We start from the raw sequence: 18,593 nt of genomic DNA, 5'->3' as shown, positions 1-18,593 counted from the left end.
AAGAAAAAGGTGTTTGAATGTAAATGGTATCACAACTTGAATAGTGAATAATATATTGAGTCAGACATAAATCTTTATAAAAATTATATGTCTTTGGTAAACCCTTTACAATTCTACGCTCTTTCAAAAATTTCAAGCTTCCATTCTATAAGTTATTTTACTATCATACGTTTCAATTTGTAGCAATGATTTGGCTAATCTTTTGATTTCCTTGGGTTTTAAAAGAAGACGAAAAGGTATTCACCATATCTTTACTAAAGAGAAGATGGTGCTCAAATACCGGTACCAAAGGGACGATTAATGTTTGCTTAGGTGCAACGCGAAAAGGAGTCAAAAGAAGAGAAATTCTCACGCAAAGCCGCTAAGTTCGACAAGAGAACGACGGTAATAAACAATCTCACACGGAGCCACAGAGGAACGAGAATAAGAGGTCATTTATTTGATCTTTATACCTGTTTCCATTATTTCTTTTACAAATGGATCATCAGCGTTGAAATCTTGTGGATTGTAAGGTAATACTTCAATATCACTGCTTACATTTAGTGTTATTAACCGAATTTTACTACGATCTTTAATACGAATACCTTCAAACACTTCAGAAACAAGAGCCAAATCAATATCGCTCCATGCATTATAACTACCTTTTGCATAGCTCCCAAATAGAATTGCTTGATTAACAGGAATATTATTATCCTTCAAAGCTACTAAGTATTTGTCTATTATTTCTTTTACTTTATCTGGGATTTTAACCACTTGTAATACTCCTTGATTTTAATCAAATATTTATCAGTAAACTCTTTAGTACAGCTATTGTAATATTCAAGTTTATAATCTGGGTAGCGTGTTTCAAGATTAAAGTCATTGACTTCGTCTAAGAAAATTTTTTGTTCGTCTGTCAAACCTAGCAATGATACTTCTGCTAACTTTACAAGATTGTGCGTTTTAGGGGGAACCTTATTTTCGTTGGCACAAACAAAAATTGCTTTCAGAGTTTTTTCTAATACCAAGTGCCCTATAAATAAACACCAATCATATTTTTTTGCTTGAAATAGACTTTCAGCAGCACTTAAGTCATGATCCGCACTTTTAAGCCAATAATCAATATGTTCATCTTTCGTCATGAGTAAACTTTTTATCTTCTTAAGATTTAATTTCTAATTTTTCACACAAAAGTAAATCCCAATGAACTTCTATTACCTGGAGAAACTTTATCTTAAAATTTACTAATTTCAGTTATTTTCATATTAATTCATTGATTAAAGCTAAGGATTTTTTCTATATCTATACTGTAACGAATTCTATTAAATTTCTAGCATATTTCAAGGGCTATTTTATACTTGCTCTGTTGCCTCAATGAGGAAAAGGTGTCACATCTTGAATAGTGAATAACGTGTTGACATAAATAAAGTGATATGATATTGTCTCGCTATGACAAGGCAATTGCGCATTGAATATGAGGGTGCATTTTATCACGTTCTATCGCGAGGGAACGAGCGGAAAGAGATTTTCCGTGATGATAAAGACCGTAGTTTGTTTACCGAAATAATGGGGGAAATGTCTGCAAGATTTTCTGTTGACATCTTTGCATATGTACTCATGGGCAATCACTATCATTTATTGCTCAGAACCAACAGACCAAATATATCGAAAAGCATGCAGTGGCTAGGAGTTGCCTATACACGACGGTTTAACATAAGGCATCGTCGTAGCGGGCATTTATTTCAGGGGCGGTTCAAATCGTTTCTCATTGAAAATGATAAATATCTTTTAATACTTTCCTGTTATATTCATCGGAATCCAGTACGGGCAGGGGTTGTAAGAAGATTGGTAGATTACCAGTGGAGTAGCTATAAAATATATGCTTATGGAAAACCATCTCCTGAATGGTTAATGACAGTTGTTCTTCTTTCTCAAATCCCTGGAAAAGATAAAAACAGGGGGTATAAGGAAATAGTTCAAAATTATTCCAAAGAGGAGAAAAGGATATGGGAGGATCTTCGGCATGGTTTGCTTTTCGGGAGCAAAGAGTATTGCGATCATATTAAGTCTAAATACATATCAAAAAAGAAGCCGGACGTTGAAATTCCTCAAAAACGCCTGGTTTTAAGAGAGGAAGATTTGAACACAACAATAAGAAAGGCTGCTTCAGTTTTAGAATGCGATATCAGTAGTCTCATTAATCCGAAGAGGATAAGCGGCTTAGATAAAGATAAACGTGACATACTGATATTATTATTATGGAATACAGGTTTATACAGGAATTATGAAATTGCAAAAATATTTAATATTAGTTATTCTTCCGTCAGCAAACAAGTAAGCAATATAAAATTGAATTTAAGGAAAGACTCACAAATAAAAAAAATATTCGAAAAGGCTAATTCACAATTCAAGATGTGACGTCATGTTTTCTGTTTTTGATACCATGTTTTACAAAGAAATAAAGAGTGAGTGTTTAATATGCGGTCTGCTGATGACTTAGCTGTTAAATAATGGTATACTAAAGCACTTTGTAATTCCTTGGACTAATTGTTATTTTTTATTGTCTTGTTCCTTACCCTTTCCTTTATACTAAAGTTGTCCTTATGTTTGTCAGCCTATTTCAGGACAAGACACAATGCACAAAGTAAAATTATAATAATGTTGACTTCTGAATTAATAAAAAAAATTACTCAACAACTAGTTGCTGAGTTTCATCCTGAGAAGATTATCCTTTTTGGTTCTCATGCATGGGGGCAACCTGATGAAAACAGTGATATTGATATAATGGTGATTGTACGCGATAGTGATATTTCTCCAACAAAGAGATCTGTGCTTGCACATCGATGTCTAAGAGGACTAAATATTCCAAAGGATATTATTGTTAAAACACATGCAGAGATTGAAAAGTATCGTAACGTTCATGCATCTCTTGAATGCGAGGTTCTTGAACAAGGTAAGGTGCTTTATGGATGAGGGCAAAAAGGAACTTGTGCGCAACTGGCTAATAAAAGCGCAGCATGATAATGCTTCAGCAAAAAAACTTTCAGAAGGTGATAACCCCTACCTGGATACAGCAATCTATCACTGTCAGCAGGCTGCAGAGAAAGCTATTAAAGGCTTTCTCGTTTTTCACGATCAACGGTTTGAAAAGACACATGATTTGCAAGTGCTGATAAATTTGGCAACTTCAGCAGATCCTTCGGTTTCGGCACTACTGGAACTGGTGTCACATCTTGAATTGTGAATAACGCGTTGATATAAATAAAGTGATATGATATTGTCTCGGTATGACAAGGCAATTGCGCATTGAATATGAAGGTGCATTTTATCACGAGGAAACGAGCGAAAAGAGATTTTTCGGAAAAAAGGCCAGTTCTCGCAACTAAGCACTAGAGTATGTTGAGGGGATTTGCCTCCTCAGTAGAATCTGTGGGTGATTGGAGGCTCTGGTAGTTTTCCAAGTGTATGATATAAAGCGACTTCAATTGATTTAAAAGTGCGAAAGCCAAAAGATTTTCTCATAGTCAGTTTGGCTTTTAGATTAAAACCCTCAACAATACCGTTAGAAAGACGTTCTTTGACAGAAAAATAATTCAACAAAAGCTCTTGATGCTTACGTAACCTTTTGGCTACTTTCTTCATTTCCGGCAATCTTGACCTCATAGCTCTGGTAGTCCAAGTCTTTAAGAACCGTTCGGCTCCCCAGCGTGTCCCCGCCTGAATGGCGAGTCGGGCAGGTTGTAAGTCCAGAAATGCTGAAAGGCTTCTTTGAGTAAATAACAACGTACAGTCTTCAGATTATATTGAACCAGTTCACGTAGCTTGGCTAACTGTGATGTCTTCTGGTTTTTTTTGTTCTTTAGTAAACACCAACGAGATTTTTCAAGGATAGGCTCATAACCATCTCGTTTTAATTGGGCAGTCTCAGCTCTTCTTGTTTGATCTACTGCGTCATTAAGATATTTCATTACATGAAAGCGATCAAGAATATGGATAGCCTTCGGAGCTTTGCGTTTAACAACTTTCAAATAAGGTTTCCAAAGATCACTGCAAATTGCCTTTAATTTTCCAGATCGTTCTTTACCAAAATCAATAAAGAATCGCAACAATGTTTTAGCACATCGGTTCTGCCCTACAAATAACAATCTCTTACAGGCAGTGTCTATTTGAAAAACCAATGTCAAATATTTGTGTCCTTTTAGGTATTGTATCTCGTCTATACCTATGGCGTTGACATTATCCATGTTACTGTGCTTTAGTCCATATTCAACAACATGCTCAACTGATTCATATACTTTTCTCCATGAGACACGAAATTGTCTGGCTACTTCGTGCCAGGAAAGATACTTCTCCCAATGTGAAAGAAATATTCTGAAAGGTTCACAAATAGGACTTTTGCCCTGGGCCCATGGAATAGGGAAATGGTGTCACATCTTGAATAGTGAATAACTCGTTGACATAAATAAAGTGATATGATATTGTCTCGGTATGACAAGGCAATTGCGCATTGAATATGAGGGTGCATTTTATCACGTTCTATCGCGAGGGAACGAGCGGAAAGAGATTTTCCGTGATGATAAAGATCGTAGTTTGTTTACCGAAATAATGGGGGAAATGTCTGCAAGGTTTTCCGTTGACATATTTGCATATGTACAGGGGAAGTAAGGGGCGTACCAAGCTAAGTTATTGATATAAAAAAGAAAACTTCAAGGACAAAGTCATTTTTAGTTTTAGACGCACTTTTTAGTACAAAAAAGATGGTTTTAAGGATAAAGAGGAAGTTTTGATCACAAAGATGTTCCAATGGAATCTTACATTACATAAGGGTGGTAGAGTTCGCTAAGAAAACACAAAAAATGTTAACCAATAAAGGGGTGTTCCTTTATTTATTTGTTGGTTAATCAGTATGTATTGGCATCTCGGTTGTAGAACCTGTTGCTTCATTTACAATTAAAAGTTTTCCCATATCCTTCTCTTTTATTTGTTCATTTGCATTTAGCAACTCTATACCGTAAATTGTTCCGTCTGGAGCCATGTCAACAACCAACTCATCACTTATTTTAATTGACTCTACATCCTTGCTTTTTTCATGAAACCGAATATATGCAATGTTATAGCGAGTATCATAAGTAAATTTCACAGCACACACCCTCCTTTAGTATTCTTAAAAATATTTCGTGATAATAGTAATAACAAGCCAATCAGTATTCTCCTTAACAGCATATACTTCTACTTGTTTATTTTTGTAATATTTGCCACGCCATTCGTTGTTATATACAAAATTGCGGCGAAATCCAGTACGTTTAAATTTGGCTGGGAATTGTTCTCCATGTTCTAATGTTAGTACCACTTCACTTTCAGTAGTCCCACGTTCAAGCATTCGTTCATTTGCATGAGGGTGAAATCGGACGGCCATAGGCTGTTTTCCTTTATATTTTGCCTTTCTATCAATGATTATACAATTGGAGAAGGTCAACGATAGTAAATTTTAATCACCGTCTCGCTGTGAAAAAGCTTTTGTTTAAGAGAATTATACGTCCGTTTAACACAGGATTGCAATATAAAAAAATCTCAAAAAAGGAGTCAAGTCGTTTCGTAACAGTTAAGCTGTAAGTAATTGGGATCAATTCTTTATGATTGAGAAGTGCCGATTAAGACCGGCAAGAAGTAGGGGCTAAAAGTGCCCTGTGGTGAAGGGTTAACCACCCACACCAACTCCGAGTCATGGTAACAGTTAAGCTGGGTATACCCGCTATCCCTATTAAGTTCTAAAATTAATAAAAAAGCACTGGACTCCTAAATCATTTTCAGTTAAAATAACGCCATGATGATTGAAAATGTAATAAAGGTCCAAGGCCGAATATTAAGCAAATCGGACGTATCCTTCATTCGGTTGCTTATTCAAACAGAACCAACCTGGAGTCGATGGCGTTTATCACGCGAGATAAGCACGCTCTGGGATTGGCGTAATGGTAGCGGTCAGTTAAAAGACATGGCCTGTCGCTCCATGCTATTAAAGCTAGAAAAACAAGGACATATTACCCTTCCCAAACGTCGCCGCGTACCCATTAACCGTATGCTCCAAACAAAGGTTCCGCACATTGAACACAGTCAAACCCCTATCGTCTGTTCCTTAAAGGAAATTCAACCCATTAGAGTAGTCACCACATGGCAGAATAAAGAATATGAGGATTTGTTTTGCTCTCTTTTAAACCAACACCACTATAAAGGTTATAAGGGAGTTGTCGGCGAAAATATGAAATATGTCGTCCTTGATCGCTATAAGCGAATTGTCTCTTGTTTGCTATTTGGATCATCTGCCTGGTCAGTGGAGAGTAGAGACCGCTTTCTTGGATGGGATACTGCATCAAGAGAAGACAATCTTTACCTGACAACCAACAACATGCGATTCCTCATTCCCTATTGGATAAAAATTCCACACTTGGCGAGTCATCTTCTAGGCGCTGTTTCAAGACAAATCAGTAATGACTGGTTAGAGCGTTACGGACATCCTGTTTATATGCTGGAAACGTTTGTAGAAAGGGAGAGATTCCGGGGTACTTGTTACAGAGCGTCTAATTGGATATATACAGGACGGACAAAGGGTAGAAGCCGCAATGATCGATATAGTCGGATTAAGACTTCTGTAAAGGACGTATATGTTTATCCATTGATAAATAACTTTAAAGATAAGTTACAAAGACAAAGGAGTAGTTGTGAAATCAGAGAAGCTTCAGTTTCTGGACAAAGATAATCTGGAAGCATTTGCTCCTGCATATAGGAAGAGTCATACCAAAGCCTTAGAAAGGAGTTGGAGAGGCTTAAAGAAAATGTTCCACCTGCCAGTGGCTCTGGCGTGAACCACCTGGCATATGTTCCTGACAATTTAGAAGAGTGCAAAGAAAAAATAAAAAAGCTCCAGGAAAGATTACAATGGACCAGACAGGTTTGTTTCCTTTATGAGATATGCGAACGACAAGCGCGAGTAAGAAATGTGCAATTGGAAAAAAAGAATAAAGAGTTAACCGAAGAGAATAATACATTACGAGAAGATATTAAAAGGGCCTACAATCAGATACAAGAGATATTAGGCGTTAAAAACACTAAAGATTGTAAAGGAAAAGACAAGAATAATGAAGACGAAGAGAAGAAACCTTCCGGCAAAAGGAGAGGCGCTCCGATAGGCCACGCAGGAAGGACCAGGCCAGTGCCGACAACGGTTAAAAAATAGACATTATTCCACCTCCTGAGAGATGTCCCAATTGTAACGCCTCTGATATATTATCAGGCGATGAATATATAAGCAAATATATTGAAGATATTGTGCCGATAGTAAAGATGACTACTGAAAAGAGGTATATAAAAGGTACTTGTGCCCATTGTCAAGAGCAAGTGGTCTCGCCAGAGGCTACGAGTGGTCCTCCTGTAATAGTCGGGCATGACCTTATTGCATTGCTTTCTATTATGAGAGAACAGATGGGTGTCTCATATAGGAAGCTTAGCACATTTTCTTCAGAAGTATTGCAGGTCTCGCTAACACCATCAGGTGCTTTGGGCATAATAAACCGTGTAAGCGAGAAGGTAAAACCTGTTTATAAAGGTATAGAGGTTTCACTGAGTGCACAATCTGTATTGCACGGAGATGAGACTGGCTGGCGTATGGACGGACAGCGTTGGTACATGTGGGTTTTTTGTAACAGAGATATTGTTTACTTCCATCCGGATCAGAGTCGGGCATCTAAAGTACCAAAAGACATTGTGGGAGAGGGTTACAATGGAGTGATGCATGCGGACTTTTATGGGGCGTATAATATTTTTAAGAATCTTCAAAGGTGTTTGGCCCATTTTCTGCATAAACTTAAGGAGGAACTTGAAGTGACTCCAGAGGAAGAAGCCCTATTGAAATTGAAGAAGGGGATGAAAAATATTATCCAAAGAGGAGAAGAGATAAAGACTCTCCCGGAGACGCCTGAAAAAAATGAGGAAATAAAGAAGCTTGAGAAAAAATTACAAACGTTGATGGAAATCAAATCCACAAACAAAGAAGCAACCCTGCTCGTAAATAGGATTAAGAAACACAAAATTGAACTTCTACAATTTGTAAAGCATAAAGACGCTGAATACCATAATAATAGAGCGGAGCGTACAATACGAAAGATTGTAATTTTCAGAAAGCTCTCTTTCAGAAGTAGAACTCCTGAAGGTGCTCAATATCATGCAATACTTACGTCTGTTCTTGAGACATGCAGGCTAAAAGGAAAAAGTATTCTCATCTTCTTAAAAGACGTGCTGAAAACTCCAGATGATAAACTGCATGAAATAACAGAGTTGCTACTGAGACCATAATTCATATATACCCAGCTTAACTGTTACCGGAATTTATCTCAGCGCTATCGCCCTTAAATTCTTCTTGATTTAAATATCATAACAATTTATTATAAAAAAAATCTTTTTTGTAGTTTATCAAGGATAAATGATGAATCTAAGAGATACTCTCTCCGATATACATGCTCTTGAAGAGGAACTTCTAAATTTTGAGCGGAAATATGGCATTCGTTCAGAAACCTTTTATGTGGCATATATTAATGGTGAAGAACCAGAAGCTGAGAATTGGGTATTAGATTTTGGAGAATGGGCAAGCGTATACAAAACATGGTTGACTCGCCAGGCTGAATATCGAAACGAAGTACAAAAAATACAGAAGAATTCTCAAAGTTTATCAGGGTTGGTAAGAAAAACTGGATGAATAATCCATTAAGAACTCCAAAAGATTATGAATTATTTTTATATACAATTGCAGATAGTGTTCAATCGGTTAAGCATTCTTCCATAACTTTTGTTCGTGTAGGCGCTTCGCTTGCAAGAGTTGAAGGAGAAATTCAATTTGAAGATCAAGTTCGTTTAGTTGTGAGAGAAAGAATAATATTTGATCGTTTACCTGCTATAATCGATTGGTATGGATATGAAGTTTGGAAAAGAAATGAAAAGCTGTATTGGTATGATTCTCAACCACACCCAAATGACTACAAGCTGAAGATCTCCCATCCTCATCACAAGCATATTCCACCAAACATAAAACATAACCGTATACCAGCACCTGAAATGAGTTTCACTCGTCCAAATCTACCTGTTTTAATAAAAGAGATTGAAGAGCTAGATAAATAGAGAGCTTTATTAGTTGGAAGTAGAACTCCTGAAGGTGCTCAATATCATGCAATACTTACGTCTGTTCTTGAGACATGCAGGCTAAAAGGAAAAAGTATTCTCATCTTCTTAAAAGACGTGCTGAAAACTCCAGATGATAAACTGCATGAAATAACAGAGTTGCTACTGAGACCATGATTCATATATACCCAGCTTAACTGTTACTTATTTATGTCAATATGTTATTCACTATTCAAGATGTGACACCATTTTCTTGATAGTTCTTCTGGCGATAGGACAAATGTTGACATAAAAAGAGTATGACATATTTAAATACATTTGCATCGAGAATTCTCTAATTTCTTTTCGTGACGAGTATAGAATTAACAACAAAGTAAAGTTATTACTTGAGAAAATTGTGTAAAAAAGTTATTCTGATATTGATAATTCATAATATACATGGAGGCTAAAAGCATGAGTACAACAACATTAAATAAATTAATAGAAGGCTTCGATCATCTAACAGTTGAGGACAAGGAATATGCATTCGAAGTTGTAAAAAAACAGCTAATAGAAGCAAGGAGAGAAGCTATTTCTAAAAAAGCTAAAACGGTAGTAGCTAATCTTAAAAAGGGTAAAACTAAATCTGGAACCTTAAAAGATCTATATAAGGATTTGGAAGAGTGATTAAAATAACCTGGGATCAAGGATTTAAACGAATTTACAACAAGAAGATAAAAAACAATAATGAACTTAAAAAAGCTACCTACTCCCCTCAACATACTCTAGTGTTTAGTTGCGAGAACTGGCCTTTTTTCCGGAAAATCTCTTTTCGCTCGTTTCCTCGTGATAAAATGCACCTTCATATTCAATGCGCAATTGTCTTGTCATACCAAAACAATATCATATCACTTTATTTATGTCAATACGTTATTCACTATTCAAGATGTGACACCTTCTCCCTAATGTGTGATCCCTGTAACAACGGGGGCAAGTCAATCGAAGACACCTTTTCGATCTCTTTTAATAATTTCTTTCTTGCTTGAATATTAATACAAATTCACATAAAATTTAAACCTTATTGATGACATCGGAGAAGACAAAGCATAGCTGAGAGAAACATTTGCACTCTTTTCGAAAAACGTGAAGCCTATCATGTAACGAGGCTATTGAGATTTGTTTAAAGAAAAATTATTTGTACTTAAAATTTAAACAGGGGGATATATGATTAGGAACTTTTCATTAGAATATTGGATTGATGATAATTGGTATGTCGGAAGATTAAAGGAAATACCAGGTGTTTTCAGCCAGGGCGAAACAATTGAAGAGTTAGAGGAAAACATAAAAGACGCTTATCTTATGATGATGGAAGATGAGGCTATGAAACCTAACAAAGATGTAAAGGTAAAAGAAATTGGAGTTGAAGTTTGAAAAGAGGTAATTTTATAAGGGAGGTTGTTATTTGAAACGCCACGGAAAAAAACATGATATATATACAAATCCTAGAAATGGCAAAAAAGCTCCAGTGCCACGTCATTCTGAAATAAAAGAAAGTCTTTGTGTCATTATAAGGAAACAACTTGGTTTGATATAAATTTAAAAAAATAGGTATGGTGTCAATCGATGAAAAGAATAGCTTGTTATGAGATAAAATAAAAAAAAGGGGATAAGTAAAACTTGGAGATGCGGATGCAGGTGCGTGAGAACTTCTTTAATCATAACCTGAAAGTAACCTTAGCCCAACTTCGCTATTCGCGACTAAATTTAAGAAATTTTGGAAAATTTTTGAGTTTACCAAAACGTAAGTCCATGTAAATAAAGGATCCATCTTTTCAAGAAGTCCCAAAACAGGCAAAAACCCGTTGTAGTGTAGACCTACCCCCTTTTTTTCTTAATTCCTTTCTGCAATAATACCCCCATAATGTTTCTAAGATGCAACGAACGATTTAAAAATGGTAAGAACCATAGGTACTGGAACATAGTCGAAAACAAGCGAACAAGCTCTGGTCGTATTGTCCAACGCCAAGTTCTCTACCTTGGCGAAATAAGTGATAACCAACAAGACACATGGCGTAAAGCAATAGAGGTATTTGAAGACGGGCAAGAACAACCCAGGCAAATGCATCTTTTCCCTCAAGACACACTCTCTCCTTCACACAACGAAACTCAGATGCGATACATGTAAAATTAAATGAATTACAAATTAAAAACCCTCGTCAGTGGGGAGCGTGCTGGTTGTTTTGTGAGCTATGGGATCTCTTAGAACTAGATCAGTTCTGGTCAGGCAAACTATTACCTGGTAGAAAAGGAACACGCTGGCTAAATGTTTTTAAGACACTCACTGCCTATCGATTAATAGACCCCGGAAGTGAGTGGCGTTTACATAGATTGTGGTATGAACAAAGTGCCATGGCAGATCTATTAGGCGAAGACTATGGTTTAGTCCAAAAGGATAAATTGTATCGTTGTCTCGACAAACTCGTTGAGCATAAAGAAGATCTTTTCTCATTTCTCAGGCAGAGATGGCATAACATGTTCAATGCCAGGTTTGACATTTTACTTTATGATCTGACCAGTACATATTTTGAATGTGACCCACCTGGTGCAGGACTACGGAAGTTTGGATATAGTAGAGATAAGAGGTCAGACTGCGTACAGGTAGTGATAGCTCTTATTGTAACTCCAGAGGGCTTCCCTTTGGCGTATGAAGTGATGCCAGGCAATACGAAAGACTCCAACACGCTTGAAATGTTTTTGCAAAAGGTTGAAGGGCAATATGGGAAATCAAATCGTACGTGGTTGATGGATAGAGGGATTCCAACGGATGAAACAATAGAGAAGATGAAAGGTTCAGAGTATCCGATAAGATATCTCATAGGTACTCCCAAGGGTAGATTGACCAAGCTTGAAAAAAAGTTTTTAGACAAACCATGGGAAGAAGTCCGAGACAAAGTAAAAGTAAAGTTACTCAAGGATGATGGAGAGCTGTATGTATTGGTGGAGAGTGCAGACCGTGTAAACAAAGAGAGGTCTATGCGTAGACGTAGGCTAAGGAAACTATTGGAGAGGTTAAAGCAGTTGCAGGATCAGAGCAATAGCAGAGACAAATTGCTATTAAAGATAGGGGCGGCCAAGAAAGAAGCGGGACGAGCATACTCGTTGGTAAAGATCAATTTGCCTGATGCAAAGGAAGTAATTAACAAAGAGACATTTACCTTCAGTTTGGACAAAGATAAGCTTCGCAAAGTGATGAGAAAGGAAGGAAAGTATTTGCTTCGATCTAATTTGACGGCTACAGATCCTGGGCTTCTTTGGAAGCAGTATATGTTATTGGGAGAAGTAGAGCAGGCGTTTAAAGAGATGAAAGGTGACTTGTTAATACGTCCAATTCATCATCAGAAAGACACAAGAATAGAGGCACATATTTTTGTTGCGTTTCAGGCCTATTGTTTAAATGTTACGCTTAAGCAGAGGTTAAAGTGGTTAGCTCCAGGACTAACACCAAGGGCCGTAATAGAAAAGTTTAAGAAGATGCAAATGCTTGATGTACATTTTCCAACTACTGATGGAAAGCAGCTCGTATTGACTCGATATACACAACCTGAAAAGGAACACAAAATGTTACTGAGTCAAATGAAATTTAATTTGCCCAAACAACCACCACCGAAAATTACATCTAATTTGGAGGCTATCGTGAAGTAGAAAGATTGCAATTTGTAGTGTAGACTTTTAGGGTGTTTTTGTTGATTTATAGGGACTTAGCTCACCAAAATACCTCGAATTGCGAAAGTCGGGTTAGTTCCGTAAATTCTGTAAAATCGTTTCGCCCGGCCCATGCGTAGATAACCCATCCAATATGGTATGATCTACACTCTTGGTTAAATTCTAAATACTTTGGTTTTTTCAAATTCGCATTTCGCCCCATCATTTTATTAGTAACAGATTTGAGTATTCTTACAGGACGTTCAGCAAACTGTTTTTGCTTTATAGAACAATAGATAAAAAAAGGGTTCTGTTGCATTATCGCTTTTTGTAATTGATTATTTCCAAATAGCCATTTATAACTTTTGCAGATAGCATCTTTCGCACCTTCTACTCCTGAATCAAATGCGGGTAACAAGAAAAGCATGGCCATCGAATCCTGATGAACACTGTAAGTTTGATACCAGTCCATAATATTACCCGTTGAGGAATCAATAAACCACGGCCATTCACCATTCTTTCCCTGTAACAATAAGACCCGTCTTACTGATTCATCAAAAAGTGTTTTTATGGAATTATCGTTGAAAGTTCTCGCATAATGATTTAAGGCCATCAAGAAGTATGTAATCCCGCCAAAGGATACGAAATTGCCTCTCAAGCTGAGTCTATGTTTTGGCAGCAATGTAGTCTCATTCATCAGATCACTATGTAGGTAGTTCAGAACCTTTCGGGCAAAATCGAGTGTTTTTTTATCCTCATATTTTCTAGCATAAGTAGTAATCCCTATGCAGGCCCATGCAATATCCTGAATTGGATTCTTTAATGCTTTTGGTCTGTCTTTCAGCATATTCTCAAGCCATACATAAATTTCTTTGGCTTTTTTGTGATTTTCAAGTGACAGGACATGCAAAAGCAGACCTCTGTTACCAACATTCTTATCCTTTGTAAGATACCTTGAAAGATAATTTTCTATCATTTTTTCCAGGTTCCAGGGTGTTGTGGAAAATCGCTGCAATTTCTGGATCCCGGCGAGTACATTGACAGTATATCTATATTTCCCTTGACTATTAAAATCGTTTATATATTTACCATCTTCCAGATGCGTTGAAAAAGAAAACAATTTGGTACTCTTATCATACATATTCTCCAGGAGGTCAACTGACTTATCGAGCAATTTTGGTAAACTATCCATATCTTTTATATTCCTGCATTAATCTGATGACAGTTAAACTGGTAGTAAAATACTTATCTCTGGACAACATTATATCCTTTTCATACCGTTATGAAACTTTCCAGGAAAAGAGATTTGAGAAAAAAAAGGCTTATCTGTGCTCTTCTACGTTTTCGTCCAACTGTTCCATTGTGTGTGCTGTAAGCGTTCCAGTGGTTCCCCGATTAAATAGGCTCTCAAGGTGAATAACTGGCTCCACCCAAGTTAAATACGCCTTGCATCTCACAGGGCAGGCCCCAGTTGAATTTCTGATTCAACGGGGCACGCAGGACAAGTGGGGCTGGCACGGATAATCGCTGATGGCTGGTGGTTCATGAGTGATGGATACTAAAGTGAGCCTATTTTAACGCTTCCTCAATTTCTCGTATAACAAAGAAGACATCAGGTGTATCTATATCTCCTCTTACTACACCGTCTTCGTAGTGGATATGATTTGGAGAATTAGGTAAACCGGGGTGATGTGGAGCATTATCCCATCGTCGTCTTAGTTTTTTCTGTGTATCTTGCCAGTGGAAACTATATTTCAACAAACGGATATATCCGTCTGATTCGGCTACATACTCAAATAATTCAAATGTCCCACCATCACACAGGAAAACATTTATCCGTAATTTGCCATCAGAAGATGCAACCTCGCGTCTCAAGACTTCATAGGAAATAATGACAGGACTCTCAATTAGACAAGTCTCAACTGTATCAAAGTGTTGTCTTATAATCGGATTCACGAGTAAGATTCTTTATTCAATAATGCCAGCCGTTTCTCAGCATTCTCCATCATTTCCACAGTAGAGGCCCACTCAATAAAATCCATATCATCACCCATTGCACCTTTTTTATAACGAGTATAGAAATCAGATGTATTTAAGGAGTATTTTTTCTCAAACTCTTTAAGCTGATCTCCCAGGCGTGCTTTAACTTCAAGCATGCGCGCAACTTCTCGAGCAAGTAATTTATCAATAGCCATACTTATTACAGGGTCAACTGTCGCACTATCAACAGCAATATACTTTTCCAATTGCCTGACCTTCTCAAGTACACTCATAAGTTATCTTTCGCCCCTTAAATTCTTCTAACGTTTTATCCAATTCCATTAGCTATTTTGATATCATATCTAAATACTTATGTCAATTGTAAACTATCCATAATATTTACTTTTCGATGAAAGAAAAGAAGCTTGAGAGAAAACAGGCTCATTAGTGCTTTTTTTTACGTTTTGATCTAACTGTTTCATTGTATTTCCCATAAGCGTTCCACAAGTTTAATGTACAGGGTTCTGGGTTGTCTTTCTGTATGGGTTCATGGGTTCTAAGTTGCTTTTTTTTGTTGAGCTTGATTGTAGGTCAGCAAATATTTTATGAAACCACGAATGGTAGATCGTGTGCGTCCAGCATGATCATACACATCCTGAAATTCAGCTTTCGTTATATATTGTTGATCCAAAGCGACATAAAGCTCACTTTGGACTTCGGTACAAGATCGTTTTGCATACCGAAGAAAACGAACAAACTCACGGTTTGATTCCGAATCGAATCCTTCCGCTATATTGTGCATGGATGAACCTGCTGCACCCTGAATTTGCCCCTTCAAACCGAAGTCGCTATTAAATTTGGCTTTCTTTGTCAGGTCATAGACGTTGCGAGTTAGATCCCGTGCTAATTGCCACGCCTCAATATCCTCAAATCTCTCTATTTTCATGCCATCTCCATTCAATACTAACGAATCAACGGTTCAGACCTGCCCGCCCGGAGGAATCCGTTCGCCAGCCCGACAAGGAAGTTCTGGCGGGGACGGGCTCAACGGATAACAGGCGAGGTTTTCGGTGAACCCTGAACCTCTGAACGGTTATATTTTCTTTAAATACCAAAGAAGGCAGCCCAATGCTGAAAGCATAGTTTATTGACCCCAATGGATTAATTCTAAATTATTATTGACAATTCTACCTTTTCTAAATCGAAACGCGCCATTTTTCTTTTGCATATGGTCTATAGTCCAGTTAGCAACTTTCAAGGCAAGATGAATTGCATTTTGATCTCTTTCAGAATATTTAGCCAGTGATTCAATTGCCTGCGACGCGCATTGTATATCAATGGGATAAGTCTCGTTATGATAATATCCGGGAGTACCATCCTCTAAGAAAAAGTTATCAACCCAAAACTTATAGGTCGCATCGATTACGTCTTGTTTTACAAGGTCTTCACCCCCTATATCCTGTGCAGCCACCAAGCTATCCAGGTTATAGGCAGTATGGAAATTATCAAGCCATTTATACTTCATATCATCACCATAGTACCAACTACCATCAGAATTTATACGTGAACATGACCAATTAATTGCCTTCCTGGCGAGATCGTAGTAATCATTGTTTTGTGTATACTTCCATGCCCTTAGCAGTGCGACTGCCCCGAGAAGATTTGAATTATGTATAACGCAAGTCTCACCTGGTACATAGCCCAGGCACACTCCCGTATCATCCTCGAAACGCTCTAAATTTTCATGAATAAAACCTGCAGCTTTTATTACGGTATTCTTATAACTTTCCTGTTTCAGAACAGAATAAGCAAAGTCAAATGATTCTGAAATATGAGCTGTCCAGACAATAGTCGGTAGACCCTTTGGAATAAAACCACCTCTACTTGCAAAATCAAAAGAATTTCCCCATGACATCCCGTTGTAACCTTTAGTGTAGTTGTTTTCAAGCCATGCCAGATGTTCTCTAGCAAGATCCAGGTATGTAGTATCCTGAGTGGTAAGATAGTGATACAAATAACCTTTAGCAAAGAATCCGAAAGCCTTTGAACTGTGTAACTTTTTTACTCCTAAGGCTCCTCTTAAGTTGATTATTGAACGTCGACCAACCTGTATAGCCACCCTCTCTAAAAACAAGTTCCCAAAAGTTAAGAGTTTGACCACTTTAGAACTCAATATATCATCAAACTCATAGCCTTTAAAATTATGGCTCTTTTGCAGAATCTATGGGTAAAAGTAAGCCAAGAAAAAGAAAAAAATATTGTTTTATTTAAAGGGAGTCTCACCAAAAGGAATATTTTTTATTCCTTTCTCCGCCACCCACCCCTCTTTTTGGTGAGGGTGGGCGGCTCCGAAAGGAATAAAAAATAAAGCCTTCTTTAAATTTCAATAATAAGCATTGCTGTTACAATTTGTTAAAATAAGTTCTCTATAAACAATATAATTAACAAATTACAAGTAAACAACAATGCTTATAAAAACACTACTCAATAAATGCTACCCTGTCAAGGGATTCATCTATGGCAATGTTATATTGTCTGATACCAAAATTACTGTCAAAGTAAAAGAACGTAAAGGAACCAGAGGTTTATGTAACCAGTGCAAAGAAGCTGCGCCAACTTACGATCATCTAAATGAACGATATTTTCGCTTTATACCTTTGTGGGGTTACATGGTCATGTTGGCATACAAACCGCGACGCGTAAGTTGTCCTGAACATGGAGTAACCGTAGAACATATTCCATGGGCCCAGGGCAAAAGTCCTATTTGTGAACCTTTCAGAATATTTCTTTCACATTGGGCGAAGTATCTTTCCTGGCAGGAAGTAGCCAGACAATTTCGTGTCTCATGGAGAAACGTATTTGAATCAGTAGAGCATGTTGTTAAATATGCTTTGCATTTCACAGGGTAGGCCCTGACGGATAAACTTTGTTTCCCTATAGGGCAGGCAGGGCAGGACAAAACCACAAAAACGAAAAAACAGAAAACAACAAATTTTTAATCCTCACATGCCCGCCAACCTGCCCGTACCGAATCGTACGTTCGGGCGGGAAAAATTGGACGGGCAGGGAGTCACCCCAGTTAAATAGTCTTCTAATTTAACTGGGCAGGCAGAGGCACGTAGAAAGGTGGAAAGGGGAAAAGCTCAATGGATAAATGTTAAAAAAACTATCTGATCGTTTTCATGAGGATAAAGCGCTTGTATTTTGTACTAAGACAAATATCGCTTTAACTGTTTATAGTAATTTTCGTGTGTACCAACTAGATATAAATATAACGTTTTCCCTTTGACCTCGTATGAAAGCAAATAAAACTGTGCTTTATACCTGAACTTATAAATACGTATTGTTTTAAGATCACCCTTTTTCAGTTCACCAATTTCAGGGTTGTTTATGATATTTTTAACCTCATTGTCTATTTCTAATTGTAATTTCTTAGGCGATTTCTTTTTAAATTTCAAGAAGTGGTTTGAAGCGATTATTTTATTCATTTAATTGTGCCAAATTCATATTCTGTTCCCAGTCCTGCTTCAATCTCTGCTTTTGCTTCAAGTGTTTCTCTTATAAATCTTAGTGGCAAATCAGGGTTTTCTTCACTAATCATTGCCTCGTAGATATATTTCTTTATCTGTTCAGAAACTGATCGATGTTTAAGCCTGGCTTTGATCCTGATTTTGCTCTCAATATCTTCTGGTAAACGTATTGTTAGCACTTTTGACATAATTATCTCCAATAAATTAGATTCTTCGCTCTGCCAACCCGCCTGTTGGTCTGGTAGGGAATGACATCGT

Annotated in this window: 25 protein-coding genes and 2 pseudogenes; 14 read left to right on the top strand and 13 right to left on the bottom strand. The window is 37.2% G+C overall.

Annotated features, from left to right (window positions below; genetic code table 11):
* Positions 1-435: 435 nt before the first annotated feature.
* Together SCALIN_RS11290 and SCALIN_RS11285 are read right to left on the bottom strand one after the other, a co-directional pair.
* The gene (locus SCALIN_RS11290; RefSeq protein ID WP_096894598.1) at positions 436-753 is read right to left on the bottom strand and encodes a nucleotidyltransferase domain-containing protein; all 318 of its coding nucleotides are present in this window, start codon (positions 751-753) and stop codon (positions 436-438) included.
* Positions 729-1,121 carry a HEPN domain-containing protein gene (locus SCALIN_RS11285; protein WP_096894597.1) on the bottom strand — a complete coding sequence of 131 codons (393 nt, stop codon included), beginning with the start codon at positions 1,119-1,121 and terminating at the stop codon, positions 729-731. Before SCALIN_RS11285 ends, SCALIN_RS11290 begins: the two co-directional genes overlap by 25 nt.
* A gap of 307 nt (positions 1,122-1,428) precedes the next feature.
* On the opposite strand from SCALIN_RS11285, the gene SCALIN_RS11280 reads away from it, so the two are divergent.
* The 3 genes from SCALIN_RS11280 to SCALIN_RS11270 all read left to right on the top strand — a co-directional run bounded on the left by SCALIN_RS11280 (position 1,429) and on the right by SCALIN_RS11270 (position 3,223).
* Positions 1,429-2,397 carry a transposase gene (locus SCALIN_RS11280; RefSeq protein WP_096894596.1) on the top strand — a complete coding sequence of 323 codons (969 nt, stop codon included), beginning with the start codon at positions 1,429-1,431 and terminating at the stop codon, positions 2,395-2,397.
* 240 nt (positions 2,398-2,637) lie between these two features.
* Entirely contained in the window at positions 2,638-2,952 is a 315-nt protein-coding gene (locus SCALIN_RS11275; RefSeq protein WP_096894595.1) for a nucleotidyltransferase domain-containing protein, read from the top strand.
* Positions 2,945-3,223: a HEPN domain-containing protein gene (locus tag SCALIN_RS11270; RefSeq protein WP_162532269.1), complete on the top strand. Its 279-nt coding sequence runs from the start codon at positions 2,945-2,947 to the stop codon at positions 3,221-3,223. The genes SCALIN_RS11275 and SCALIN_RS11270 overlap by 8 nt, the downstream gene beginning before the upstream one ends.
* Positions 3,224-3,396: 173 nt before the next feature.
* On the opposite strand, the gene SCALIN_RS23390 is transcribed toward SCALIN_RS11270, so the two are convergent.
* Together SCALIN_RS23390 and SCALIN_RS11260 are read right to left on the bottom strand one after the other, a co-directional pair.
* Positions 3,397-3,642: a transposase gene (locus tag SCALIN_RS23390; RefSeq protein ID WP_261341023.1), complete on the bottom strand. Its 246-nt coding sequence runs from the start codon at positions 3,640-3,642 to the stop codon at positions 3,397-3,399.
* A gap of 20 nt (positions 3,643-3,662) precedes the next feature.
* On the bottom strand, positions 3,663-4,223 hold the full coding sequence (locus tag SCALIN_RS11260) for a transposase (protein ID WP_096894592.1): 561 nt from the start codon (positions 4,221-4,223) through the stop codon (positions 3,663-3,665).
* 244 nt (positions 4,224-4,467) lie between these two features.
* On the opposite strand from SCALIN_RS11260, the gene SCALIN_RS22740 reads away from it, so the two are divergent.
* Positions 4,468-4,644: a hypothetical protein gene (locus SCALIN_RS22740; protein ID WP_203415452.1), complete on the top strand. Its 177-nt coding sequence runs from the start codon at positions 4,468-4,470 to the stop codon at positions 4,642-4,644.
* A gap of 232 nt (positions 4,645-4,876) precedes the next feature.
* On the opposite strand, the gene SCALIN_RS11250 is transcribed toward SCALIN_RS22740, so the two are convergent.
* Both SCALIN_RS11250 and SCALIN_RS11245 read right to left on the bottom strand, forming a co-directional pair.
* On the bottom strand, positions 4,877-5,119 hold the full coding sequence (locus tag SCALIN_RS11250; RefSeq protein WP_096894591.1) for a DUF2283 domain-containing protein: 243 nt from the start codon (positions 5,117-5,119) through the stop codon (positions 4,877-4,879).
* Positions 5,120-5,143: 24 nt separating this feature from the next.
* Positions 5,144-5,395: a DUF4258 domain-containing protein gene (locus SCALIN_RS11245; RefSeq protein WP_096894590.1), complete on the bottom strand. Its 252-nt coding sequence runs from the start codon at positions 5,393-5,395 to the stop codon at positions 5,144-5,146.
* A 408-nt stretch (positions 5,396-5,803) separates the two neighbouring features.
* Here SCALIN_RS11245 and SCALIN_RS11240 point away from each other — a divergent pair, with 408 nt between their 5' ends.
* The 9 genes and pseudogenes from SCALIN_RS11240 to SCALIN_RS11200 all read left to right on the top strand — a co-directional run bounded on the left by SCALIN_RS11240 (position 5,804) and on the right by SCALIN_RS11200 (position 12,825).
* Entirely contained in the window at positions 5,804-6,733 is a 930-nt protein-coding gene (locus SCALIN_RS11240) for a Druantia anti-phage system protein DruA (RefSeq protein WP_203415451.1), read from the top strand.
* 57 nt (positions 6,734-6,790) lie between these two features.
* On the top strand, positions 6,791-7,210 hold the full coding sequence (locus tag SCALIN_RS11235; RefSeq protein WP_096894589.1) for a hypothetical protein: 420 nt from the start codon (positions 6,791-6,793) through the stop codon (positions 7,208-7,210).
* Positions 7,207-8,325, top strand: coding sequence for an IS66 family transposase (gene tnpC, locus SCALIN_RS11230; protein WP_133111843.1), 1,119 nt, complete (start codon positions 7,207-7,209; stop codon positions 8,323-8,325). The genes SCALIN_RS11235 and tnpC overlap by 4 nt, the downstream gene beginning before the upstream one ends.
* A gap of 127 nt (positions 8,326-8,452) precedes the next feature.
* Complete coding sequence (locus SCALIN_RS11225) at positions 8,453-8,725, top strand: hypothetical protein (protein ID WP_133111841.1); 273 nt, start codon at positions 8,453-8,455, stop codon at positions 8,723-8,725.
* Entirely contained in the window at positions 8,722-9,144 is a 423-nt protein-coding gene (locus SCALIN_RS11220; RefSeq protein WP_096894586.1) for a toxin-antitoxin system TumE family protein, read from the top strand. Before SCALIN_RS11225 ends, SCALIN_RS11220 begins: the two co-directional genes overlap by 4 nt.
* Positions 9,145-9,597: 453 nt before the next feature.
* Positions 9,598-9,810, top strand: coding sequence for a hypothetical protein (locus tag SCALIN_RS11215; protein ID WP_203415450.1), 213 nt, complete (start codon positions 9,598-9,600; stop codon positions 9,808-9,810).
* Positions 9,811-10,347: 537 nt separating this feature from the next.
* Positions 10,348-10,554 (top strand): type II toxin-antitoxin system HicB family antitoxin, encoded by a 207-nt coding sequence (locus SCALIN_RS11210; protein ID WP_096894585.1) that lies wholly within the window; start codon positions 10,348-10,350, stop codon positions 10,552-10,554.
* Between the two features lie 28 nt (positions 10,555-10,582).
* A pseudogene (locus SCALIN_RS23970) lies at positions 10,583-10,717 on the top strand (type II toxin-antitoxin system HicA family toxin); the annotation flags it as partial.
* A 327-nt stretch (positions 10,718-11,044) separates the two neighbouring features.
* Positions 11,045-12,825 (top strand): annotated as a pseudogene (locus SCALIN_RS11200) (IS1634 family transposase).
* A gap of 61 nt (positions 12,826-12,886) precedes the next feature.
* Here the strand turns inward: SCALIN_RS11200 and SCALIN_RS11195 are convergent.
* The 5 genes from SCALIN_RS11195 to SCALIN_RS11175 form a co-directional block, all read right to left on the bottom strand.
* Entirely contained in the window at positions 12,887-14,017 is a 1,131-nt protein-coding gene (locus tag SCALIN_RS11195) for a hypothetical protein (protein WP_096894583.1), read from the bottom strand.
* Between the two features lie 377 nt (positions 14,018-14,394).
* Positions 14,395-14,781, bottom strand: a complete 387-nt coding sequence (locus tag SCALIN_RS11190) for a toxin-antitoxin system TumE family protein (protein WP_096894582.1) — start codon at positions 14,779-14,781, stop codon at positions 14,395-14,397.
* Positions 14,778-15,098 (bottom strand): hypothetical protein, encoded by a 321-nt coding sequence (locus SCALIN_RS11185; protein ID WP_096894581.1) that lies wholly within the window; start codon positions 15,096-15,098, stop codon positions 14,778-14,780. Before SCALIN_RS11185 ends, SCALIN_RS11190 begins: the two co-directional genes overlap by 4 nt.
* Before the next feature lie 263 nt (positions 15,099-15,361).
* Positions 15,362-15,751, bottom strand: coding sequence for a four helix bundle protein (locus tag SCALIN_RS11180; RefSeq protein ID WP_096894580.1), 390 nt, complete (start codon positions 15,749-15,751; stop codon positions 15,362-15,364).
* Between the two features lie 198 nt (positions 15,752-15,949).
* Positions 15,950-16,966: a hypothetical protein gene (locus SCALIN_RS11175; protein WP_096894567.1), complete on the bottom strand. Its 1,017-nt coding sequence runs from the start codon at positions 16,964-16,966 to the stop codon at positions 15,950-15,952.
* 304 nt (positions 16,967-17,270) lie between these two features.
* Between SCALIN_RS11175 and SCALIN_RS11170 the strand changes: the two genes are divergently transcribed.
* Positions 17,271-17,714, top strand: a complete 444-nt coding sequence (locus tag SCALIN_RS11170; protein ID WP_096894566.1) for a hypothetical protein — start codon at positions 17,271-17,273, stop codon at positions 17,712-17,714.
* A 300-nt stretch (positions 17,715-18,014) separates the two neighbouring features.
* Here the strand turns inward: SCALIN_RS11170 and SCALIN_RS11165 are convergent, their stop codons facing one another.
* Both SCALIN_RS11165 and SCALIN_RS11160 read right to left on the bottom strand, forming a co-directional pair.
* Complete coding sequence (locus tag SCALIN_RS11165; protein WP_096894565.1) at positions 18,015-18,293, bottom strand: type II toxin-antitoxin system RelE/ParE family toxin; 279 nt, start codon at positions 18,291-18,293, stop codon at positions 18,015-18,017.
* Positions 18,290-18,593: TA system antitoxin ParD family protein (locus SCALIN_RS11160; RefSeq protein WP_096894579.1), on the bottom strand; the 304-nt coding region annotated here is incomplete at its 5' end. The genes SCALIN_RS11165 and SCALIN_RS11160, both read right to left, overlap by 4 nt.

Origin of the sequence: Candidatus Scalindua japonica, assembly GCF_002443295.1 — a bacterium.
GTDB classification, from domain to species: domain Bacteria; phylum Planctomycetota; class Brocadiia; order Brocadiales; family Scalinduaceae; genus Scalindua; species Scalindua japonica.
This window is presented reverse-complemented; position numbering and strand designations above follow the sequence as displayed.